The following is a 21,279-nucleotide window of genomic DNA, read 5'->3' as shown; positions in this document are numbered from 1 at the left end:
ACCATGCCCCAACCGATCCTGCTCACCGGCACCGCCGGCCTCGAACTGCCGGCGCCGCAACCGGTGAAGGAACCCCTGGGTACTCCGGTATCCAGCGCCGCGACCCACGCCGAGGAAGGCGAGGGCGGCCTGCTCACCGGTGTCTGGGAATGCACGCCCGGCCGCTGGCGGCGCCAGGTGCTGTCGCGGGAATTCAGCCACTTCATCAGCGGCCACTGCCTGTTCATCCCGGACGACGGCGAGCCGATCGAACTGCGCGCCGGCGACGCCGTGCTGTTCCCGGCGAACTGTCAGGGCACCTGGGATATCCGCGAAACCGTGCGCAAGAGCTTCGTGATCATTCCCTGATTCCGGCATCTATTCCGGCAATCTGCGCCGAGCGCAGCGCGATCCAGAGGACCGCCACGTCCTCGGTGCAGTCCAGCGAGCGCTCGGTGATTTCCTCGATACGGCGGATGCGGTAGACCAGCGTCTGCTTGTGCACGTTGAGCAACTGCGCGGCCTTCTGCCAGGAACGGTTCTGCTCGAGGAAGACGCGCAGGGTGTGCTGCAACTGGCCACCCTGTTGCGCATCGTAATCCGCCAGCGCACCGAGTACCCGGCGATGCACACGCCGTGCTTCTTCCAGGCTCGCCGGCAGCCAGGACTGCTCGCCCTGGGCATCGGCATAGGCCACCAACGGACGCTGGCGGTTGGCATGGGCCAGCGCGAGGCGCGCCTCGCGCAGGGCTTCCACCGCCCGCAACGCATGGCCCAGCGGGTTGCTGTGGCCAAGGGTGCAGTCCAGCTCGGCCTGCAACGTTTCTGCCTGCGCCGGATCGCTCAGCAGCAGGATCAGCTCGTTGCCCTGGTGGCGCACCAACAGGCCCATTCCCAGCCGCTGAAGGCGTTGCTGCCAGTGTTGCGGCAGCTCGCCGGCGGCGCGCGCCAGCACCAGGCAGGCGGCATCCACCGGGCAATTCAGCTGCGCCAGCCGTTCCTGCGCCGCGCGTTCGGTTAGGCGCTGTTGCAGCAGGTCGTCCAGCAGTTCCGAACCCAGCCGCAGCATGCGCTCATGCTCGACCTGGGCGCGTTCCAGCTCGATGCCCAGCACCGCCACGATGTGATGCAGCAGGCCGTAGTCGAGCAGCTCGCCGCCCGTGGCGAGGATTTCGCAGGTGGTCAGCGACGGCAGCGGCATCACCAGCGCTTCCTGCTCGCCATTGCTGCAGCGGGTCACGGTGTCCGGCACCGAGCGGCGCTGGGCGAGGGTTGCCCGCCAGCTGTCCGGCAGCGGCGGCAGGCCTTCCTGCCAGGGTTGCAGCGTCGCCGAGTCGAACAGGAACAGCTGCGCGCGCACGTCGCTGCACAACCGGCGCAACAGCCCGGCGAGGCCGAGACCGCGCAGGCCGATGCGGGCGCTTTCATAGATGCGCGTCACGGCGCTGCGACGCTCGTGCTCTTCCTGCTTGCTGGCGTCGACGATGGCGCGGGTCACGGCGGAGAAGGGCACCGCGTAATCGGTCATCAGCAGCGGGAAACCCAGCTGGCAGGCTTCGTCCTTCAGCGCCTGGATATCCGCCGGGGCCTGCATGTTCTCGCCGATCATCAGCCCCGAGATGCGTGCCCCGGCCAGCCGCTTCAGGTAATCCCGTTGCGCCTGGGCCTGGGCGGGAATGCCGATGCCGGTAGTCATCAGCAGGTCGCCTTCACCCAGCCACTGGGTCGGGTCCGCAAGCTCGCACACATGCGCCCAGCGCAGGCGCCGGCCGACGCCCTCGCTGCCGCCGAGCAGGCGGGTGCGCAGGGAGGCGTTGTCGAGGATGTCCTGGATATGGAAAGGCATGGCGGGTCCGCGGGCAGGAGTGGCTATCGATCAGGCCGGCAAGCATGCCACCAAGCGCGAGGCCTTGTCGCGCCTGGCTTGAGCGAGCCTTGCGGGCTTCGTACCGGGATACGAGCGGGGCCCTTCAAATTGTAGTTCCGTCTGATTGTGGAGCCTGGCGGCGGCCTCAAGACTAGCTGGCAGTGCGCCATGCGAGCCCTTGCAGGCTGCGGATGGCGCCGCCTGCCGCGAGGCGGGCCGTCTACTCACCGGAGACCATAACAATGAACAAGATCCTGAGTTCCTCCATCGCCTGCGCCCTGGGTTGCGCGGCGACTTTCCCTGCCTTCGCCGACCTCACCGTGGTCTCCCACGGCGGCGCCAACAAGGCTGCCCAGGTCAAGGCCTTCTACCAGCCCTACATGCAGCAGAGCGGCAGCCGCCTGATCGCCGACGAGTTCAACGGCGAGATGGCCAAGGTCAAGGTGCAGGTCGATACCGGCAGCGTCTCCTGGGATGTGGTGGAGATGGAAATGCCGGAACTGGCGCGGGCCTGCGACGAGGGCCTGCTGCAGGAAATCGGCGAGCAGCCGGGTATCGCCAAGCTCGCCCCGGAGCTGCTGGATGGTGCGGTACAGCCGTGCGGCGTGGGCTTCTTCGTCTGGTCCACGGTGCTGGCCTACAACGCCGACAAGCTCAAGAACGCGCCCACCGGCTGGGCGGATTTCTGGGACACGCAGAAATTCCCTGGCAAGCGCGGCCTGCGCAAGGGCGCGATGTACACGCTGGAGTTCGCCCTGATGGCCGACGGCGTGGCGCCGAAGGATGTCTACGCCGTGCTCGGGACGAAGGAAGGCCAGGACCGCGCTTTCAGGAAGCTCGACCAGATCAAGCCGAGCATCCAGTGGTGGGAAGCCGGCGCACAGCCGCCGCAATACCTGGCTTCCGGCGACGTGGTGATGAGCTCCGCCTACAACGGCCGCATCGCTGCCGTGCAGGACGAAAGCCAGCTGCGCGTGGTGTGGAATGGCGGCATCTATGACATGGACGCCTTCGCCATTCCCAAGGGCGCGAAGAATACCGAGGAAGGCCTGCGCTTCATCCAGTACGTGCTGCAGACCGAACAGCAGAAGAACTACGCGCAGCAGATCGCCTATGGCCCGGTGAACCGCGCCGCGGTCCCGCTGGTGGACGCCGCCCGCCGCACCAACATGCCTACCGATGAGGCCAACCTGGCCGGTCAGGTGGCGATGAATGCGGCCTTCTGGGCCGACCATGGCGAGCAGCTGGAGCAGCGCTTCAACGCCTGGGCCGCCAAGCAGTAAAGCTTCACAGTGTGCGGCGTCGCCGCACTTTCAGGCCGCCCTCGGGCGGCCTTTTTTGTGCGCGCCTACAACGATTAGCACCGCGACTCCCTTGTAGGAGCGGGCCATGCCCGCGAACCGCGGAAGAAGTCCGCGCGTCCCGTCGTGCATCGGTACCGTAAGCGTTGCTGACAGATCGCGAGCATCGCTCGTCCCTACAGGGAACGCCGTGCCTGGCCGGATCGCCGGGCACCAAAAAGCCATCGGCAGCGCCGATGGGCTTCGGGTCAAACGCAGGAGCGGATCAGGTCGCCAGGCTCAGCGATGCCGATTGCTGCAGCGAGCGGCCCTTGGTTTCCGGCGCCCACGCCAGGCAGATGAAGAACGCCAGCAGGGTAATCGCCGCACCGATCAGCAGGGTTGCCTGCAGACCGATGGACTCGATGCCGATGGGCATCAGGTAGGTGCCGGTCGCCGCGCCGATGCGGCTGAAACCGACCGCAACGCCGACAGCGGTGGCGCGTACGGAAGTGGGGAACAGCTCGTTGGGGTAGATCCACTCCAGGATGCTCGGGCCGCCGGAAACGAAGGCGTAGAAGGCAAAAGCGCCGACGATGAACCAGGCCGGGGCGTCCGCCCACAGGCCCAGGGCCAGCAGCGGCAACGCCATCAGTGCGAAGGGCACCACCACCATGGGGCGGCGGCCCCAGGTTTCCACCAGCTTCAGCGCCGGGATCACGCCGATGGCGAAGAGGATGGCGATCATCAGCTCGCCCAGGGTCGAGGAGTTCTCGCCTTTGATGCCAGCGGTCAACAGGATCATGCTGCCGAAGGTGTAGAGCACATATTGGGGCGTGATCTGCGCGAAGTAGAGCATGCCGCACATGATGGTGCGCTTGAGGTAGCCGCCCGAGGAAATCATCTTCAGGTCGCTTTTCCACGAACGATGACGGCCACCGTCGTTCAGCTCGGCGACATCGGCCGCAGTGATTACCACGTCCTTGTCATAGACCAGCTTGATGACCTTCTGCGCTTCCTCGATTCGTCCCTTGCTGGCCAGCCAGCGCGGCGATTCCGGGATGCCGCGGCGGATCAGCACGACGATGATGCCCACTACCGCGCCGCTGAACAGCATCCAGCGCCACAGCGAGTGGTCGCCGGTCCAGGAGACCATCAGGTAGCCGACGATGAAGGCGGTCATGGCGCCGCAGGACCAGGCCAGTCCGGACACGCCGATCATGAAGCCGCGGCGCTTGGACGGGGTGAACTCCGTGAGCAGCGAAGTGGCGATGGGGTAATCCGCGCCGACCGCGAGGCCGATGACGAAACGCAGCACGATCAGTTGCCAGGCCTCGGTGACGAAGGCCGACAGGCCGCAGGCGATCACCAGCACGGTGAGGTCCAGGGCGTACATGGTTTCCCGGCCGATGCGGTCGGTGATGGCGCCGAACACCGTTGCGCCGAAGAAGATGCCGAGCAGCGAGGCAGCGCCTATCAGGCCGGTTTCCACCGAGGTGGCGGCGATGTCCTGACCGAAGCCGATCAGCGCGATGCCGATCAGGCTGAGGATGTAGCCATCGAGGAAGGGGCCGCCGCAGCAGGCCAGCAGCAATTTCCGGTGAAATTTCGATACCGGGGAATGTTCAATGACATCAAACACGCTCATGGGTACAACCTTTGTTGAATTTATAAGTGGCCGGGCAGGCAGCTTTCTGGAGCCGGCAACGGGCGGCAGGAGCCCTTTTCAGAGGCCGGCAAGGGGGAGGGAGAGGGTGCAGGGGGAGGCCCGGGCGGACAATTCACCCAAGGTAAGAAGCGCTGCGCAGGGCCTTGTACGATCGTATGAGCGGTGTCGCGGAGGCACTCAGCGCGTGCTGGCCTGTTGCAGCAGCAGGTGCACGGTGGCGCAGCAGCCTTGGCCGGGCAGATGAGAAACCTGCAGCTCGCCGCCGAGGCTGTTGATCAGGTGCTGGGCGATATTCAGGCTCAGGCTGTTGCGGGCCGGGTTGCGCGTGGGGTAATCGCGGGTCAGTTCTGAAAGGGAATAGGCGCGCAGTTCACGGCGCTTGCTGCCCGGAAGGCCTTCGAGGGTGATGCGCACACCCATTTGCTGCTGCTTCGGGCTGGCGGCGATGCGCAATCGGACGCTGCCGTCGTCGGTCAGGTCGATCACGTACAGCCCCAGGTGTCGCAGAGCTTCGCGCAGGGACTTGGCGTCGACCAGCAGGGCATTGCGCGAGCGACTGTCGGCCTCCAGTTTCAGCGGCAGCTGTTTCTGGTCGGCCGGTGCGTGCAGGACGTCGAGGACCTCGGAGGCGAGCTCGTCCAGCCGCGTCGGCATCAGGGGAACGTCGTCCTGGGCGATGAGCGCCCGCTTGAGCGAGGCGCCGTGGACCTTCAGTTCCTCGAGTATCGCCAGGGCCTGGTCGAGGTCCTTGGAATTGGGCTGCGCGAGGGTGTTGGCGAGCGCCTCGATACGTTCGTTGAGATGGGTCGTCGCGCTGGTGAAAAGATCGGTCAGTTGCTGGTGCGCCAGTTCGCTGGCTTCGGCACGGCCGCGCAGTTCGTTGAGCTGATCGTAGCGTTCGGTGATGTCGGTGCTGCAGCAGATCATCCCGAGCAGGTTGCCGTCGCCGTCGCGGTAAGGTGTGCCCCAGTGGTGGAGCACGCGGCGTTCGCCGTGGACCGAGAGTTCGATGTCCTTGCTGAAGGGCTGCTCCTCGGCGAGTGCGCGCTGCAGGAAGCGCAGCATGTTGCGGGCATCGGTCGGTTGATACCAGTCCACCTCGGTGGTGCGGGTGCCGAGCACGTCGTCCAGTTCCGCCTGGTACAGCTCCAGGTGCGCCGGGTTGGCGTACACCAGGCGCGCCTCGGTATCTCGGACGTAGAAAGCCGCTGGCAGGCTTTCCACCATGGAGCGCCACAGGGGCGCTTCGCCGCCGTCGGCGCCCGGGTCATGGGTATGACTCGCCGGTGCCGCGAGATGATTGCGCCGGGCGAAGTCGATCAGATCGAGCATGCTGGTGAGGTTGAGCTTGCTGCGCATGCGTGCGCGGTAGGTGCTGACGGATTTCTCGCTGATGGTGAGCTCGTGGGCGATTTCCTGGTTGCTGTAGCCGCTTGCCAGCAGGCTGAGCACGCTGAGTTCGCGGTTGGACAGCGAAGCGACGCGCTCGGCGTCGTTCTCGTACAGGCTGGCGCGATGCACGCTGCCCAGCATTTCGGAAGGGAAGTAGCTGTGCCCACGCAAGACCACCGCCAGGGCTTCCTTGAGGCGGTCGATGTCCTGGTGCTTGCTGACGAAGCCTGAGGCGCCCACCTGCAGGAAACGGCCGACGTAGTGTTCCGAATCCTGCGTGCTGTAGCCCAGGATCGGCAGTGTCAGGCCTCGGCCGCGCAGGCGCGAGATGACATCCAGGCCGGTGAGCTGCGACAGATCAATGTCGATGATCAGCAGGTCTGGCGCGAGGCGGGTGGTCAGGCTCAGCGCCTCGAGTCCGTTGCAGGCCTCGCCGACCACCGTGTGGCGCTCCGCCTGCAGCAGCATGCGCACCGCGTAGCGGGTCATCGGGTGTTCGTCCGCGATCAGTATCCGCGCCATCTGTTCCCCCTGGGTTGCCCTTCACTCTAAGGCATGGTGATCGCACTCGTGTAATCATTTTCCTACAAATCGTGACTGGTTTTCGCATCCTCACTTTGAGCGGGCACGCCAAGAATGGCCTCAACCGCTTCCCCTCAAGGTGACTCGCCATGGAACCCCTCACACGCATTCCCAACCTGTCCCACACACCGCTTGCGCTTGTCATCGCCCTGTTTATCGCCGCCCCGGCGCTGGCAGCGGACTTCAGCACTCCCCAGGTCTTCACCGTCGCCAGTGCGCTACCCCACGCGCTGGTGCAGTCGCGCATCGATATCCCCGGCAGCGGCCCAGCTGTCAATGTGCAGGGCACTGACTTTTCCCTGCGTGATGTGCTGCTGCGCAATGCCGGCAGCGGCGGCGCGCTGCAAGCTCTGGGCGGCGCGGTTGTGGACGCGACGGCGCTCGATGCGCAGACGCTGGGTGGCCGTAGCCCGGCCATCCGCGTCGACAGCAGCTCCCTGCGGCTGAGCGATTCGAGCCTGGTGACGCGCGGCATCCTCAGCTACGGCATACAGGTGTCGGGGGCCTCGGCCCTGCAGGTGGAGCATTCGCGCATCGAAACCTTCGAGACCAGCAGTACCGGCATCCTCGTGGAAGGTGACGCGCTTCCCGGTCTGGTCAGCCACTCGCAGATCCACACGCACAAGGCCGAGAGCGCTGGCGTCGGCCTGAGCGCCAGCGGCCCGCTGGAGCTGGTCGACACGCGGATTCTCACCGAGGGCAGTTCCAGCTACGGCGTTTCCGCGACCAACGGCAGCCAGGTGCTGCTGGGCCAGGGCAGTACGGTGAATACACAGGGAAACTATGCCGCTGCGCTGAGCGCCCGGGACGGCTCGGCCATCGCCATGAGCGACGGCTCGGTGTTCACCCAGGGGCGCCAGTCCGCCGCTGCCTTGGCCGGCCGGTCCAGCCAGATCGAGCTGCAAAATACCCAGTTGCTGAGCGCAGGCGCCCAGTCCTCCGCGCTGGAAATCAGCGGCGACAGCCGTATCGGCCTGCGGGACAGCCAGGCCGCCAACGTCGATGGCAGCACCGTGCTGTTCTCCGGAGGACAGGGTATCGGCCAGCTGGAACTGACCGACTCGGCGCTCACCGGCCAGCAGGACCTGATCGAAACCGCCAGCGGCAGCCAGGGCCATGTTGATGCCCGGGGCGCGCAGCTGCATGTCGTCGCCGGCAGTGCCTTCCTGGTTCGTCCGGGCAGCGTGCTGAACGCCGCTCTGGAGAGCTCGACAGTGGAAACCCCGACCCTTGCCAGCGTCGAGGACAACGGCCAGTTCGACCTGCTCGCGAACGGCAGCACCCTGCATGGCAACACCCAGTTGCTGGCTCCGTCCCGTGGCCGGCTGGACATGGACCTGGGCACCAGCACCTGGGAGTTTGCCGGTAACGCCTCCCTGGGCAATCTCAAGCTGCGCGATTCCGCAGTGTTCTTCAGCGGCCCCGGCTACCAGGTGCTGACGGTGAATGGCGACCTCAGCGGCAATGGCCACTTCCAGATGAAAACCGATCTTTCCACCTCCCAGGGTGACCTGCTGCAGGTGCTGGGCCAGGCCCAGGGCAGCCACGAGATACTGGTGGCCGACAGCGGCCGGGACGCCCAGGGTGCCCCGCTGAAACTGGTCGGCACCGGTGGCGGCGCCGGACAGTTCAGCCTGCTGGGCGGTCATGTCGATGCCGGCGCCTTCCGCTATGGGCTGCAGCAGCAGGGCAACGACTGGTACCTGGTGCAGACCGGGCAAGTGGCGCCGATGACTGCGCTCACTCCGGCGCTGCGCCCGCAGCTGGTCCCGCAGCCCAACGGCAGCAGTATTCCGATGGCGGCGCTCAATCCCTCGATCCCGCCGCAGAAGGTGCCCCAGCCCAACGGCAGCAGCGTGCCCATGACTTCGTTGAATCCGTCGATGCGCCCGCAACTCGTGCCGCAGCCCAATGGCTCGATCATTCCCATGACGGCGATGACCCCCTCGATGCGCCCCCAGCTGGTGCCCCAGCCCAAGGTCGATACGCTGCCGATGACGGCACTGACATCGGCGAATCAACCCGCCGTCGCCACGGGTACCCCGGCCATTGCCATGAGCACACTGACCCCGGCATCGCGCCCGGCCAGCCAGGCCCAGCGCCTCTCCAAGGGAGCCAACGCCGCATTGGGCATGCAGACTGCCGCCGCCAACCTCTGGCAGAGCGAACTGGGCACCCTGACCCGCCGCCTCGGCGAACTGCGCCAGGGCCATGACCAGGGCGGCCTGTGGACCCGCGCCATGGGCGGCAAGCTGAACGTCGATAGCGGCGACAGCCGCGCTTTCGAGCAGAGCCTGAGCGGGGCCGAGATCGGCGCCGACCGCGCCTTCGAACAGGCTGATGGCACTCTCTATGTCGGCGGCATGCTCGGGGCGGGCCATGCCGACCAGGACTTCGGCGAGCACAGCTCCGGCGACCTCGACAGCCGCAGCGTCGGCCTGTACGCCACCTACGTGCGCGAAGACGGCTGGTACCTTGACTCGGTACTCAAGTACGACCACCTGCGCGGTGACGTGAAGGTGCCGACCAACAGCGGTGGCCAGGTCCGCGGCCACTACGACTCCGACGCCTACGGCGCCAGCGTCGAGCTGGGTCGTACCGTGCAACTGGGCCAGGGCTGGTTCGTCGAGCCGCAGGTACAGCTTTCTGGCGCCCATCTGCAAGGGCCGCAGTACACCAGCAGTGACGAACTGGAAGTGGACGGCGACGCCGTGGACTCCGTCCAGGCTCGGGCGGGCGGGCGTGCCGGGCGGAACTGGCAACTGGACTCCGGTGCGCAGCTGCAGGGCTACCTCAGCGCCTCGTGGATCGATGAGCTGGCCGGCGACAGCACGGTCAAGGTCAACGGCCACGCGCTGGACAACCAGCTGCCGGGTTCCCGTGCCGAACTCGGCGCCGGCGGTTCGCTGCTGGTCAGCGCCCATCAGAAACTGATGGCCGAGGTCCACTACGCCAACGGCAACGAGATCGAGCAACCGCTGTCGCTGACCCTCGGCTACCGCTACCTCTGGTAGCCAACCATCCCGCTCGGGCGCATGCCGTGCGCCCTCTGGAGACCCATCATGAGTCGCGCTCGCATCGTCAGGGCCGGCGCCATCGCCAGCCTGCTGGGTGTTGCTCTGGTACTGGCCGGCACCGGCTACCTGGCCTGGAGCCTGGTCGTGCAACACACCGGCGAACGCCTGGAGACGCTGGCCAGGCTCGCCTCCCAACGGGCGGACGACACCTTCGCCCAGGCCGCCGCGACGCTGCGCGAGCTGAACCGCTCGCCGCTGCCTCCCTGCTCGGCGGAAGGCATCGAGCAGATGCGTCTGCTGGCCATCGACACGCTAGCGGTGAAGGCGGTCGGCTACGTCGAGGAAGAGGTGTTCGTCTGCAGTTCCTGGGGCCTGGTCGGCCGCGCGGCGGAGCGCTGGCCGGAAGATTTCCGAACCCGCGAGGGCTTGGGCGTATCCATCAACGTGCAGCCCTACGTGGCGCCGGCAAAACCCATGCTGGCCCTGCGCGATGCGGCGTTCAACCTGCTGATCGACCCCGAGCACTTCCTCGAAACCTCCCTCGCGCCCGGCGTCAGCCTGGCCCTGGGCACACCGGCAGGGCACTGGCTGGGCACGCCGGCCGCCGGTTTTGCCCAGGTTCTCACGCGCATCCATAGCGAGCCGCACACCGCGCTGCGGGGTGGTTACCTCTATACGCGGGTCAACCACGGCAATTGGCAGACAGTGGCTGCGGTCAGTCGCGAGGCCCTGGTCCGCGACTTGTGGCGCGAGCTGCTCATGCTCGCACCGCTGGCCCTGCTGCTTTCCGGCCTGTGGTGCTGGGTGGTTGCACGTCGCGTGCGTGCCTATCTGTCGCCTCTGGCAGTGCTGACACGGGCCGTGGCGAACGATGAGTTCACTGCCTTCTACCAGCCCATCCTCGACCTGCGCGATGGCCGCTGCATCGGCGCCGAAGCGCTCGTGCGCTGGCGTCGCAAGGACGGCTCGGTGACCCTGCCTGAGAGCTTCCTGCCCCTGGCCGAATCCAGTGGCCTGGTCGAGTCGATCACCGCGCAGGTGATCTCGACGGTCTGCCGCGACCTGGGCGCCAGCCTCGCCTCGGGGGAATTGCAGCATGTGTCGATCAACCTCTCGGCACTCGACGTGGCAAGCGGGAGCTTCCTGCCGCACCTGGCCGAAGCACGGCAGCAGGCGGGCATCGATCCCGGCAGCATCTGGCTGGAAGTGACCGAAAGCTGCCTGTTGAGTATCGACGCCGCGCACCGGACACTGGCGCAAAGCCGCGAGGCGGGCCACCCGATCGCCCTGGATGATTTCGGCACCGGTTACTCCAGCCTGCAGTACCTGCGGCGCCTGCCACTGGACCTGCTGAAGATCGACCGCTCTTTCGTCCAGTCACTATCGGACGGCGCGCCTTGCCCGGTGACCGACCACACCATCGCCATGGCTCGCCAGCTGGCGCTGCGGATGGTGGCCGAAGGCGTCGAAACCGACGAGCAGCTGCAGTACCTGCGTCAGCGCGGCGTGCAGTACGGCCAGGGCTGGCTGTTCGGCAAGGCGATGCCGCTGAACGAATTCCTCGCTTACCTTGCCGGCCAGACCTGGCTGGCGGCCTCATGACTTCCAACCCCTGACCACAGGATGACCACCATGAAAACCTCACTGCTGCTGTTCTGCCTGCTCAGTGCCACCCCGGCACTCGCGCTGGCCGCCGATACCGTCACCACGGTCCCGGTGCACTTCACCAAGGGCGCGAGCAGCACCACCGTCAAAGGCAGCTTCAAGGGCTACGACACGGTTCTCTACACCCTGTCGGCCAAGGCCGGGCAGCACATGAAAGTCGGCGTCAGCGGCAGCAGCAACGCCAACTTCAACGTATTTGCGCCGGGCGACAAACCGGGCGAGTCGACCGCCCTGGGCAGCGGCTCGGTCGGCCAGGACTGGAGCGGCGCATTGCCGGCCTCGGGGACCTACAGCGTGCAGGTCTATCAGATGCGCGCCACCGCCCGCCGCGGGACCAAGGTGGATTACAGCATTCACTTCGGCATCGAGTGACGATCAGGCCTGGCGGTTGCTGCGCAGGGCCAGCGCGGCCACCGCACAGGCCAGCAGCGCCAGGAAGGACAGGTAGAACGCATCCCCGTAGGCCATGAGGAATGACTCGTGACGGATGTGCGCGCCGAGCCGGGCCAGTGTTTCAGCCTGTGCCGGCAACCACTCGTTGAGGCCGAAGGCACCGCCCGGATCGTCCTGCAGGCGCTCCTGCACTGCGGGCGAGAAGAGCGTCACCTGCTCACCGATGCGCTCGGAATGGAAGCGCTCGCGCTGCGAGACGATCTGCGTCAGCGCCGCCGTACCCACCGCGCCGCCCAGGTTGCGCAGCATGGAGAACAGCGCCGAGGCTGAGCCGGCCTGCTGCTTGGACAGGCCCGAGACCGCCAGCACCGACAGCGCCACCATGATGAAAGGCTGGCCGATGCCACGCACCACCGTCGAGGGAATGATCACATTGGCCGCGCTGTCGGCGTCCAGGTGCGCGCCCAGGTAGCAGCCCAGCGCCATGATGGCGAATCCGGTGGCGACCATCAGCTTGGGATTCAGCCAGCGCATCAGGTGTGGCATCAGCGGTGCCAGCAGCAACTGCACGACGCCATAGGCGATCAGGCTCACGCCGATCTCGCGGGCGTTGTAACCGTGCAGCTGGGACAGGTAGTTGGGCACCAGGAACACCAGCCCGAAAGTCGCCGCACCGAAGATGAACATCGCCGCGCTGGCCACGCCGAAGTTGTAGCCGGCCAGCAGCCGCAGGTTGATGAACGAGCGCTGGCCGAACAGTTGCGTGTAGATGAACAGCAACAGCGCGAACACACTGATGACCAGCATCCAGACGATGAAATCGGAGCCGAGCCAGTCCTTGCGGCCGCCTTCCTCCAGCACGATCTGCACCGCGCCCAGGCCGATGATCATGCTGGCAATGCCCAGCCAGTCGCCATTGCGCAGTTTCTCCAGTTGCATGGTCCTGGGCTCGATGGCCCAGGCCACGGCGGCCAGCAGGAGCACGCCGGGGACCAGTTGCAGGTAGAAGATCCAGCGCCAGCTGTAGGCGTCCGTGAGCCAGCCGCCGATGGACGGGCCGGCGGCCTGGGCGACGCTGTTGGACAGGCTGAACAGCGCCATGCCCATGGCCACCCGCGAGGCCGGCAGCTCGGTGATGATCAGCTGGAACGACAACGGAATCAGCACCGCGCCGGCCGCGCCCTGGATGACACGGATGGCGATCAGGGTGGCGAGGTTGGGCGAGAACGAGCAGGCCACCGAGGCCGCCAGGAAGATTGCCGAGCCCACCAGCATCACCCGGCGCAGGGAAAACACCTCCACCAGCCAGGCGGTCAGCGGGATCATTACGATCTCGGCGACCAAGTAGGCCGTGGAAATCCACGAGCCTTCCTCGAAACTGGCGCTCAGCGAGCCCTGGATTTCCGGCAGGGCGGCGCTGGTGACGTGGACGTTCATGCCGGCCATGAAGCAGCCGAGCAACCCGCCGATCACCGCCACCCAGGCCTTGAGCGAGGTCTTTTCGCTGTCACCGGTCTCTCTATTCATGTTGCTGCGCCTCGCCATCGGAGCGGGTATCCACTTCGGCGATCACCGACATGCCGGGCAGGATCGGCACCTGCTGGCGGGCGCCGGGGTCAAGGGCGATCCGCACCGGGAAGCGCTGGACGATCTTGGTGAAGTTGCCGGTGGCGTTGTCCGGCGGCAGCAGGGCGAAGAGGGCGCCGGAGCCTGGCGAGAAACTCTCGATGTGGCCACGCAGAGTCGCCTCGGGAAAGCTGTCCACGCGCACTTCGACGGGTTGGCCAGGACGCATGCGGCGCAGCTGGGTTTCCTTGAAGTTGGCTACCACATAGGACTGCGCCACCGGCACCAGCGCCAACAGCGGCAGGCCGGGAGTGACGTACTGGCGCTGGCGTGCGCGGCGCTGGCCGACCACGCCGGCGATGGGCGCGCGGACCAGCGTGTCTTCCAGTTCGTTTTCTGTCAGGGCGAGACTGGCATCCGCCCCGGCGGCGCGAGCCTGCTGTTGCTGCAACTGGGCGGCGGCCTGCTCGCGGCTGGCCTGAAGCACGCTCAGGCGGGTACGTTGCCGGCTGGCCGCGGCTTCGGCGCGGCTGAACGCTGATCTTGCGCGGGCGAAGTCGGCAGTCACGCTCTCCAGGCGCTGGTCGCTGGCTGCCTTCTGGGCCACCAGGTCGCGGTAGCGCTGGTAGTCCAGTTGCGCGCGCTGGCGCTCGGCGCGAGCGCTGTCGATATCGGCGGCAGCCTGGTCGATCAGCGCCTGTTGCTCCATCAACTGCGCGTCCAGTGTCACCAGCGCGGCCTGCTGCGCGACGATGGCGGCGCGGGCCTCGGCCTGCCGAGCTTGCGCCTGCTGCAGGCGGGCCCGGTAGTCGCGATCCTGGATCCGTACCAGTGGGGTGCCGACGGCCACGCTCTGGTTGTCCTCCACCAGCACCTCGTCGACGTAGCCGGAGACCTTCGGGCTGATGGTGATCCAGTCCGCGCGCACATAGGCGTCGTCGGTTTCCTCCAGGTAGCGGCCGATGTTGGCCCAGTAGAGGCCATAGCCCAGCGCGGCCACGGCAAGGAAGCCGCCGCCCAGCCCCATCAGGCGGCGCTTGCCGATGATCCTTGTCGCCGGTTCGGTGGAGGCAGCTTGTTGTTCATCGACGGCCATGTTCATCGGGCGGGTCCTGTAGAAAAAGTGGTGCGCCCGGCAAGCTCCTGGGCTGGCTCGTCCTGCCAGCCGCCTCCGAGGGCGTGGAAGAGTTCGATCTGGCGCTCGACCAGTTGCCGGTCGGCTTCGGCCTTGTCTGCTTCGAGGCGGACCATCGCGCGCTCGCTGTCGAGCACGTCGAGGAAATCCAGGGAGCCAGCCTGGTAGTTCACCTGCGCCAGACGGTAGGCGTTGCGGCTGCTGGCCAGCGCACCGACCAGCGCATCGCGGTGGCCGCTCTCGCCGTAGTAGCGGGCGAGACTCTGGCGAACCTCCTTGAGCGCCACCAGCGCCTGCTGCTGGAAGCGTGCGAGCTGCTGGCGCTCGTGGGCCTGCGCGCCGTCGAGGCGGGCACGGGTGGTCAGCAGGTTGGGAAAGCTCCAGCGGATCAGCGGGCCGACGGCATAGGTGATCGCCTCGTGCTCGCCGAGGTCGTGCAGGCGCTCGGCGGAGGAGCTGATCGACGCGCCGAAGGACACGCTCGGATAGAAATCGGCCTGGCGTACACCCACTTCATGCCCGGCAGCCGCCAGCGCACGTTCGGCGGCGCGGATGTCCGGGCGGCGTCGCAGCAACGCCCAGCCATCGCCGACCGGCAGCGCCTGGTTCAGTCGGGGCACACTCTGGCAGTCGCTGACGGTTGCCGGCAATTGTCCCGGCTCGCTGCCGGTGAGCACGCCGAGCTCTTCCAGCGCGGCCTGGTGTTCAGCCTCCAGGCGCGGCAGCAGGGCGCGGATTTCCTGCAGAAGGCTGCGCACGCGGTCCACCTCCAGGTCGGTGACCAGCCCGGCGCGACGCTGGCGGACCGTAAGGTCGAGGCTGCGTTCCACGGTCGATACCGAGTGCTGCTGGATGACGGCACGCGCGGCATAGGCGCAGGCATTGGCATAAGCGCGGGCGGTGCCGGCAGCGATGTTGACCCGCAACTGGTCGTGACTGGCCTGAGCGGCCTCCGCGTTGGCCTGGGCGCCGAGGATCGACTGGCGCACCTCGCCCCACAGGTCGAGCTGGTAGTCCAGCGCGAACCCCGGCATCTGGTTCCACTGCGAGCCGGCGCGGATGCCGGTGGCCTTGGCTTCGGTCTGGTCATCGCTGGTGCGGCCGTAGAAGGTCTGCCAGCTCGCCGTGGTGCTCGGCCAGCGCTGCGCCCGCGCCTGGCCCAACAGGGCCAGCAGCTCGTCGATGTGGGCGAGGGAGGCTTGCAGGTCCTGGTTATGCCGCAGGGCCCGGGTTACCAGCAAGTCGAGCTGCGGGTCCTGATACAACCGCCACCAGTCGGCGGGCGGTTCCTGCGCGGCAGTACCGCTGGCGAGCGCCTGCCAGTCGCCACCGGGGGGCAGATGGGCAACCGGCGTCTCATGTTCGCTGATCGCCGAGCAGCCGCCGAGCAGCAGGCCGGCACAAGCCAGCGCGAGCAGCGAGTGTCGGGGGTTGGAGGAGGGTATGGACATATTGGGGAGTCACTTCGGTTCGGACTCCCGCAGGTTAGGGATTCAACCGGTGCGGCTCTCTCGCACGGCCGACAACCAGCCTCGCAAAAATGACAAGCTGCTCAGCGCCGGACCGCCTGGTAGTGGCTGGGCGATTGTCCGAGAACCCGCTTGAAGGTCTGCGAGAACGCACTCGGGCTCTGGTAGCCGTGCTCCAGCGCCACTTCCAGCACCGAGGCGCCGGCGATCAGGCGCTGCAGGCTGAGGACCATGCGCACGCGGGTGCGCCAGTCGCCGAAGTTCATCCCCAGTTCGCGCTGGAACAAGCGGGCGAGGGTGCGGCTGCTCATGTTCAGTTGCTGCGCCCAGTCTTCCATGCCGGTCTCGTCCGCCGGTGCGCCAATCACCGCGTTGCACAGCCGCAGCAGGCGCGGGTCCTGCGGCATGGCGAGGTGGATGCCGACCGTCTGCGCCGCGTCCATCTCCACCAGCAGCAGTTCATGCAGGCAACGGCGGCGGTGCTCGTTGCCGGCGTCGGCCGATACGGCACTGGCGGCCACGAGCAGTTCCCGCAGCAGGGGCGTTACTGCGATCAGCTGGCACTGCTGGCCGCCCCAGGGCCAGGTGGAGGCGGGCATGAACAGGGTGCGCATGCGCACGCTGCCGAACATGCGGATCTGGTGTTCGGTGCCCGGTGGTACCCACAGCGCGTGGCCGGCCGGCACCACCCAGTTCTTCTGCGCCGCGCCGACCAGCATCACGCCAGAGATCGAGTGGATCAGCTGCGCCTGGGTGTGGCAGTGCGGCAGGATCTCCTCGCCATCCTGGTGGTCGTAGGCCAGCGCTTCGAGGGAAAGGGCGCAGGTCATGACGGGGTGCTTTCGGGGCGAGTGGAGGTGTCGAGCGGTTTCATGCGGGGCTCCTGGTGGAGCTTGCATTTTAAGTGAATATTCTGGCGGATAAGCGGCGTTTTAGTGCTTGAAAGTGAATTATCAAGCAATTAATGCTCGGACTATTGGCAGATGAAGCAATCGCCTGAAAGGCGGTGGATGGTCAGTGGGACGAGACAAAAGCCGAGGATTCCTGCGCCGGCGGGATCGCGAAGTTCTCCCGCATGCGCTGCGCCTCCGCCAGTGGCGTGCGGCCGAACAGGCGCTTGAACTCGCGGTTGAACTGCGAGGCGCTGGCGTAGCCGACGGCCAGGCTCGCCGCCTGCGCCGTCATGCCCTGGCGCACGATCAGCAGCCGCGCCTGGTGCAGCCGCGTGCACTTGAGGTACTGCATGGGCGAGGTGCGGGTAATGACCTTGAAATGGCTGTGGAATGACGGAACGCTCATGCCGGCCTCGCTGGCCAACTGCGGCAGGTCGAGGGGTTGTGCGTAGCCCGTGTGGATGCGCTGCAGGGCCCTGGCAATGTTGCCGAAGCGACCACGCATGGCCAGCGCCGCGCGCATGGCATTGCCTTGTGCGCCGGTCAGCACGCGGAAGTACAGCTCGCGCAGCAGGGCCGGCGCGAGGATGGTTGCCTCCAGCGGATCGCCCAGCGCTTCGAGGAAGCGCAGCACGGACTGTGTCAGTGCCGGGTCCATCGGGCTGGAGAACAGGCTGCGCGGGGCGGTTTCTGCGGGTGGCTGGCCCAGCTGGAGGCTGTGCTGGTCGATCTGCAGCATCAGCTCGGCGGCGAGCTGGAAGTCCAGGTGCAGGTAGATGGCCAGCAGCGGACGCTCTGGTGTGGCGTCGGTTTCCATGGTGAAGGGCACCGGCACTGCGACGGCCAGGTAGTGCTGTGCGTCGTAGACGTAGGTTTCACCGCCGAAATAGCCGCGCTTGCAGCCCTGGCAGACGATCACGATGCCGGGATCGTAGAGCACCGGAGTGCGCGCCAGCGGCCGGTTCGAGCGGAGCAGTCGCACGCTTGGCAGTGCGGTGAGGTTGTAGCCCTCCTGCGGAGCCAATGCGGCGATCTGGGCGACCATGCGCGCCTGGTCACTGCTGGGGACGTCGATATCGGTATTCATAGAATCAGGCAATAAAGACAGAGCTTGAGGTCTCTGAAAGGGAGGTGAGGCTGCGTATTGTGCACTCATTCCCCCTGCAATGGAGTCACCCCATGTCATCTCCCAAGACCCTGCTGATCACCGGCGCCAATAGCGGCTTCGGCCTGGCCCTGGCCCACGCTGCGCTCGCCGCCGGCCATCGCGTGGTGGGTACGGTGCGCACCGAGCAGGCCCGCGCCGAACTGGAAGCACTGGCGCCCGGCCAGGCCTTCGGCCGCCTGCTCGACGTGACCGACTTCGACGCCATTCCCGGCGTGGTCGAGGAAGTCGAAGCCAGCGTCGGCCCGCTGGACGTGCTGGTGAACAGCGCCGGCTACGGTCACGAAGGCATTCTCGAGGAGTCGCCGCTGGAGGCGATGCGCCGGCAGTTCGAGGTGAACGTCTTCGGCGCCGTGGCGATGCTCCAGGCCGTGCTGCCCTACATGCGCCAGCGCCGGCGGGGGCACATCCTCAACATCACCTCGATGGGCGGCTACATCACGATGCCGGGCATCGCTTACTACTGCGGCAGCAAGTTCGCCCTGGAGGGGATCAGCGACGCGCTGGGCAAGGAAGTCGAGGGCTTCGGCATCGCGGTGACCGCCGTGGCGCCGGGTTCCTTCCGCACCGATTGGGCCGGGCGCTCCATGGTGCGCAGCCCGCGCTCCATCGCCGACTACGACGCGCTGTTCGACCCGGTGCGCCAGGCGCGGCAGGAAAAGAGCGGCAAGCAGCTGGGCGACCCGCAGAAAGCCGCGCAAGCGATGCTGGCGGCGATCGAGGCGCCACTGCCGCCACGGCATCTGCTGCTGGGCAGCGATGCGCTGGGGCTGGTGCGGCAGAAACTGTCGGCCTTGCAGGAGGAGATCAGCCACTGGGAAGCGCTCAGCCGCTCCACCGACGGCTGAGCGGCGCATCAGTAGCCGGCGTTGCGCTCCTCGGGGCGCAGGGTGAGAACCTCGAAGCCCGTCGCGGTCACCGCCACGGTGTGCTCGAACTGCGCGGAGAGCTTGCCGTCGAGGGTGACCACGGTCCATTCGTCCGCCAGGGTTTTCACCCCGGAATGGCCCTGGTTGAGCATGGGCTCGATAGTGAAGGTCATGCCTTCGCGCAGCACCTGCCCGGTGCGCGGGCGGCCGAAGTGCAGTACCTGCGGCGGCTCGTGCATCTCGCGGCCGATGCCGTGGCCGCAGTAGTCCTCGACCACGGTGTAGCCGTGCTGCCGGGCGTGCCGCTCGATGGCGTGGCCGACGTCGCCCAGGCGCGCGCCGGGCTTCACCGCGCGGATGCCTTTCCACATCGCCTCGTAGGTGATCTCCACCAGACGCCGGGCAGCGGGGGAGACATTGCCGATCAGGTAGGTCTTGCTCGAATCGGCGATGAAGCCGTTCTTCTCCAGGGTGATGTCGAAGTTGACGATGTCGCCGTCCTGCAGGCGGTCCGCCTCGGACGGCACGCCATGGCAGACCACCTGGTTGCGCGAGGAGTTGAGCACGTAGGCAAAGCCGTACTGGCCCTTGCTGGCCGGCCGCGCGTGCAGTTCATCGACGATGTAGCGCTCGACCCGGTCGTTCACTTCCAGGGTCGTCATGCCTTCCAGCGCCAGCGTGTCGACGAAGCCGAAGACCTTCGCCAGCAACCGGCCGGATTCGGCCATCAGTGCCAGTTCCGCGGGAGTCTTGGTCACTTGGCGCCTCCCGCGGCGGAGTATTTGACCCCGGCTTCCTGCAGTTCGCGGGTGATGATCTCGTTGAAGCTCAGGGTCGGTTCCAGCTCGCAGAGCATGCCGATCTTGATCCAGAACGCCGCCTGGGCGTTGATCGACCGGCAGGCCACGGAGCTGGCGCGGCGCAGCTGGTCGTGCAGGTCGTCGTCCAGGTTGATGATGCCCATGATTCTCTCGCCTCTCTCTGACGCAATTCGCTATGAAGCATTACAAAACATATATGCATCATATTGATCGAGGCGAGGGAATGCAAAGCCGGCGGCTCAGCCCACCTGCGAGACGGGCTCGGCCAGTGGTTGGGCTAGGGCGATCGCGCCCTTGCCGGCCAGTTCCGCCAGTTGCTCGGTGGCCAGCCCCAGTTGCTCCGCCAGTACCTGCGCGGTGTCCTGGGCGAACATCGGCGGCGCCAGGCGGTAGGTGGGCGGCGAGGCGGAGAAGCGTGCCGGGTAGCCGAGCAGGGTGACTTCGGTGCCGTCCTGCCGGGTCAGGGTCTGCAACAGACCGCGGGCCTGCACCTGCGGGTCGGCGAGGGCCTGCTGCAGGTTGTTGATCGGGCCGCCGGGCACGCCGGCCTTTTCCATGGCAGCCAGGAGGTCGGCGGCATGCCAGCCGGAGATGCTTTTTGCCAGTTCCACTTCCAGTTCGCGGCGGTGCTGGCTGCGGCCAGGGTTGCGGGTGAAGCGCGGGTCGCCACCCAGGTCTTCGCGGCCGAGCAGGCGGCACAGCGCCTGGAACTGCCCGTCGGAGCCGCAGGCGACGAGGATGTAGTCGTCGTTGCAGGCGAAGTCGCGATACGGCACCACGTTGGGGTGGGCGTTGCCCAGGCGCTGCGGCACCTGCCCGCTGACCAGATGGTTCATCGCCTGGTTGGCCATCAGCGACAGCTGGCTGTCGAGCAGCGCGCAATCGATGTGCTGGCCTTCGCCGCTGGCGTGGCGATGGTTCAGCGCAGCGAGGATCGAGATGGTCGCGTACAGGCCGCAGAACAGGTCGCTCACCGGCAGACCGACCTTCAGCGGCCCGGCGCCGGGTTCGTCGTCGCGGCGCCCGGTGATGCTCATCAGCCCGCTCATGCCCTGCACCAGGAAGTCGTAGCCACCGCGCCCGGCGTAGGGGCCGGTCTGGCCGAAACCGGTGACCGAGCAGTAGATCAGCTTCGGGTTCAGTGCCTTGAGCGCGACGTAATCCAGGCCGTAGCGTGCCAGGGTGCCGACCTTGTAGTTCTCCACCAGTATGTCCGCCGAAGTGGCCAGCCGGCGCAGCAGCGCCGCGCCGTCGGGGTGGCCGAAGTCCACGGCCACGGCGCGCTTGTTGCGGTTGGCGCAGAAGTAGTAGGCGGCGTCCCAGGTGGGGCTGCTGTCTTCCAGGAATGGCGGGCCCCAGGTGCGGGTGTCGTCGCGCCGGGTGGGGCGCTCGACCTTGATCACGTCCGCCCCCAGGTCACCGAGTATCTGCGTGGCCCAGGGCCCGGCAAGGACCCGCGACAGGTCGAGGACGCGCAGGCCCGAGAGCGGGCCGTGCTGTTGAGTGTTGCTCATGCT

17 protein-coding genes are annotated in these 21,279 nt (G+C 66.9%); 6 read left to right on the top strand and 11 right to left on the bottom strand.

The annotated features are described in order from the left end of the window. The first annotated feature begins 3 nt into the window (after window positions 1-3). Window positions 4-348 carry a cupin domain-containing protein gene (locus tag IB256_RS28845; protein ID WP_192210971.1) on the top strand — a complete coding sequence of 115 codons (345 nt, stop codon included), beginning with the start codon at window positions 4-6 and terminating at the stop codon, window positions 346-348. Here the strand turns inward: IB256_RS28845 and IB256_RS28840 are convergent. Then, the gene (locus IB256_RS28840; RefSeq protein WP_192404848.1) at window positions 338-1,825 is read right to left on the bottom strand and encodes a PucR family transcriptional regulator; all 1,488 of its coding nucleotides are present in this window, start codon (window positions 1,823-1,825) and stop codon (window positions 338-340) included. The genes IB256_RS28845 and IB256_RS28840 overlap by 11 nt on opposite strands. A gap of 263 nt (window positions 1,826-2,088) precedes the next feature. On the opposite strand from IB256_RS28840, the gene IB256_RS28835 reads away from it, so the two are divergent. Then, a complete protein-coding gene (locus IB256_RS28835; protein ID WP_192404847.1) occupies window positions 2,089-3,129 on the top strand; it encodes an ABC transporter substrate-binding protein in 1,041 nt (346 codons plus the stop codon). 283 nt (window positions 3,130-3,412) lie between these two features. Here IB256_RS28835 and IB256_RS28830 read toward each other — a convergent pair whose 3' ends face one another. Both IB256_RS28830 and IB256_RS28825 read right to left on the bottom strand, forming a co-directional pair. Then, window positions 3,413-4,774: an MFS transporter gene (locus tag IB256_RS28830; RefSeq protein ID WP_192404846.1), complete on the bottom strand. Its 1,362-nt coding sequence runs from the start codon at window positions 4,772-4,774 to the stop codon at window positions 3,413-3,415. A gap of 198 nt (window positions 4,775-4,972) precedes the next feature. Then, entirely contained in the window at window positions 4,973-6,709 is a 1,737-nt protein-coding gene (locus IB256_RS28825; RefSeq protein ID WP_192404845.1) for a response regulator, read from the bottom strand. Window positions 6,710-6,858: 149 nt separating this feature from the next. Here IB256_RS28825 and IB256_RS28820 point away from each other — a divergent pair, with 149 nt between their 5' ends. Genes IB256_RS28820 through IB256_RS28810 form a run of 3 tightly spaced genes read left to right on the top strand, consistent with a single transcriptional unit; the run spans window position 6,859 to window position 11,823 of the window. Further along, the gene (locus IB256_RS28820; RefSeq protein ID WP_192404844.1) at window positions 6,859-9,783 is read left to right on the top strand and encodes an autotransporter outer membrane beta-barrel domain-containing protein; all 2,925 of its coding nucleotides are present in this window, start codon (window positions 6,859-6,861) and stop codon (window positions 9,781-9,783) included. A 48-nt stretch (window positions 9,784-9,831) separates the two neighbouring features. Next, window positions 9,832-11,388, top strand: coding sequence for an EAL domain-containing protein (locus IB256_RS28815; RefSeq protein ID WP_192404843.1), 1,557 nt, complete (start codon window positions 9,832-9,834; stop codon window positions 11,386-11,388). Window positions 11,389-11,418: 30 nt separating this feature from the next. Continuing rightward, window positions 11,419-11,823, top strand: coding sequence for a g-type lysozyme inhibitor (locus tag IB256_RS28810; RefSeq protein ID WP_192296024.1), 405 nt, complete (start codon window positions 11,419-11,421; stop codon window positions 11,821-11,823). A 3-nt stretch (window positions 11,824-11,826) separates the two neighbouring features. Here IB256_RS28810 and IB256_RS28805 read toward each other — a convergent pair whose 3' ends face one another. From IB256_RS28805 to IB256_RS28785, 5 genes are all read right to left on the bottom strand, one after another. Continuing rightward, window positions 11,827-13,371 (bottom strand): MDR family MFS transporter, encoded by a 1,545-nt coding sequence (locus tag IB256_RS28805; protein ID WP_192404842.1) that lies wholly within the window; start codon window positions 13,369-13,371, stop codon window positions 11,827-11,829. Further along, window positions 13,364-14,512, bottom strand: a complete 1,149-nt coding sequence (locus IB256_RS28800; protein ID WP_192404841.1) for an HlyD family secretion protein — start codon at window positions 14,510-14,512, stop codon at window positions 13,364-13,366. The genes IB256_RS28805 and IB256_RS28800 overlap by 8 nt, the downstream gene beginning before the upstream one ends. Continuing rightward, window positions 14,509-15,996, bottom strand: a complete 1,488-nt coding sequence (locus IB256_RS28795) for an efflux transporter outer membrane subunit (RefSeq protein ID WP_192404840.1) — start codon at window positions 15,994-15,996, stop codon at window positions 14,509-14,511. The genes IB256_RS28800 and IB256_RS28795 overlap by 4 nt, the downstream gene beginning before the upstream one ends. 101 nt (window positions 15,997-16,097) lie before the next feature. Next, the gene (locus IB256_RS28790; RefSeq protein WP_192404839.1) at window positions 16,098-16,844 is read right to left on the bottom strand and encodes an AraC family transcriptional regulator; all 747 of its coding nucleotides are present in this window, start codon (window positions 16,842-16,844) and stop codon (window positions 16,098-16,100) included. 184 nt (window positions 16,845-17,028) lie between these two features. Next, complete coding sequence (locus IB256_RS28785) at window positions 17,029-18,063, bottom strand: AraC family transcriptional regulator (RefSeq protein ID WP_412547977.1); 1,035 nt, start codon at window positions 18,061-18,063, stop codon at window positions 17,029-17,031. 23 nt (window positions 18,064-18,086) lie between these two features. On the opposite strand from IB256_RS28785, the gene IB256_RS28780 reads away from it, so the two are divergent. After that, the gene (locus tag IB256_RS28780) at window positions 18,087-18,920 is read left to right on the top strand and encodes an oxidoreductase (RefSeq protein ID WP_192210981.1); all 834 of its coding nucleotides are present in this window, start codon (window positions 18,087-18,089) and stop codon (window positions 18,918-18,920) included. An 8-nt stretch (window positions 18,921-18,928) separates the two neighbouring features. Here the strand turns inward: IB256_RS28780 and map are convergent, their stop codons facing one another. The 3 genes from map to IB256_RS28765 all read right to left on the bottom strand — a co-directional run bounded on the left by map (window position 18,929) and on the right by IB256_RS28765 (window position 21,276). Next, window positions 18,929-19,699 (bottom strand): type I methionyl aminopeptidase, encoded by a 771-nt coding sequence (gene map, locus IB256_RS28775; RefSeq protein ID WP_081520396.1) that lies wholly within the window; start codon window positions 19,697-19,699, stop codon window positions 18,929-18,931. Continuing rightward, window positions 19,696-19,905, bottom strand: coding sequence for a ParD-like family protein (locus IB256_RS28770; RefSeq protein WP_081520395.1), 210 nt, complete (start codon window positions 19,903-19,905; stop codon window positions 19,696-19,698). Before IB256_RS28770 ends, map begins: the two co-directional genes overlap by 4 nt. 96 nt (window positions 19,906-20,001) lie before the next feature. Next, on the bottom strand, window positions 20,002-21,276 hold the full coding sequence (locus IB256_RS28765; RefSeq protein ID WP_192404837.1) for a CaiB/BaiF CoA transferase family protein: 1,275 nt from the start codon (window positions 21,274-21,276) through the stop codon (window positions 20,002-20,004). Window positions 21,277-21,279: the final 3 nt, after the last annotated feature.

The sequence above is a fragment of the Pseudomonas sp. PDM17 genome (assembly GCF_014851985.1).
In the GTDB taxonomy this organism is placed as follows: Bacteria; Pseudomonadota; Gammaproteobacteria; order Pseudomonadales; family Pseudomonadaceae; genus Pseudomonas.
Note: the sequence above shows the minus strand (reverse complement) of the source record. Positions and strands in the feature narration are given on the sequence as shown.

What these genes read in the sequence shown, in the direction of transcription:
- IB256_RS28780 (WP_192210981.1), top strand. Translation starts at nt 18,087, where the DNA reads ATGTCATCTCCCAAGACCCTGCTGATCACCGGCGCCAATAGCGGCTTC.
- IB256_RS28785 (WP_412547977.1), bottom strand. Translation starts at nt 18,063, where the DNA reads ATGAGTGCACAATACGCAGCCTCACCTCCCTTTCAGAGACCTCAAGCT.
- IB256_RS28800 (WP_192404841.1), bottom strand. Translation starts at nt 14,512, where the DNA reads ATGAACATGGCCGTCGATGAACAACAAGCTGCCTCCACCGAACCGGCG.
- IB256_RS28825 (WP_192404845.1), bottom strand. Translation starts at nt 6,709, where the DNA reads ATGGCGCGGATACTGATCGCGGACGAACACCCGATGACCCGCTACGCG.
- IB256_RS28830 (WP_192404846.1), bottom strand. Translation starts at nt 4,774, where the DNA reads ATGAGCGTGTTTGATGTCATTGAACATTCCCCGGTATCGAAATTTCAC.
- IB256_RS28820 (WP_192404844.1), top strand. Translation starts at nt 6,859, where the DNA reads ATGGAACCCCTCACACGCATTCCCAACCTGTCCCACACACCGCTTGCG.
- IB256_RS28840 (WP_192404848.1), bottom strand. Translation starts at nt 1,825, where the DNA reads ATGCCTTTCCATATCCAGGACATCCTCGACAACGCCTCCCTGCGCACC.
- IB256_RS28815 (WP_192404843.1), top strand. Translation starts at nt 9,832, where the DNA reads ATGAGTCGCGCTCGCATCGTCAGGGCCGGCGCCATCGCCAGCCTGCTG.
- IB256_RS28845 (WP_192210971.1), top strand. Translation starts at nt 4, where the DNA reads ATGCCCCAACCGATCCTGCTCACCGGCACCGCCGGCCTCGAACTGCCG.
- IB256_RS28835 (WP_192404847.1), top strand. Translation starts at nt 2,089, where the DNA reads ATGAACAAGATCCTGAGTTCCTCCATCGCCTGCGCCCTGGGTTGCGCG.
- IB256_RS28790 (WP_192404839.1), bottom strand. Translation starts at nt 16,844, where the DNA reads ATGACCTGCGCCCTTTCCCTCGAAGCGCTGGCCTACGACCACCAGGAT.
- IB256_RS28770 (WP_081520395.1), bottom strand. Translation starts at nt 19,905, where the DNA reads ATGGGCATCATCAACCTGGACGACGACCTGCACGACCAGCTGCGCCGC.
- IB256_RS28765 (WP_192404837.1), bottom strand. Translation starts at nt 21,276, where the DNA reads ATGAGCAACACTCAACAGCACGGCCCGCTCTCGGGCCTGCGCGTCCTC.
- IB256_RS28810 (WP_192296024.1), top strand. Translation starts at nt 11,419, where the DNA reads ATGAAAACCTCACTGCTGCTGTTCTGCCTGCTCAGTGCCACCCCGGCA.
- IB256_RS28805 (WP_192404842.1), bottom strand. Translation starts at nt 13,371, where the DNA reads ATGAATAGAGAGACCGGTGACAGCGAAAAGACCTCGCTCAAGGCCTGG.
- IB256_RS28795 (WP_192404840.1), bottom strand. Translation starts at nt 15,996, where the DNA reads ATGTCCATACCCTCCTCCAACCCCCGACACTCGCTGCTCGCGCTGGCT.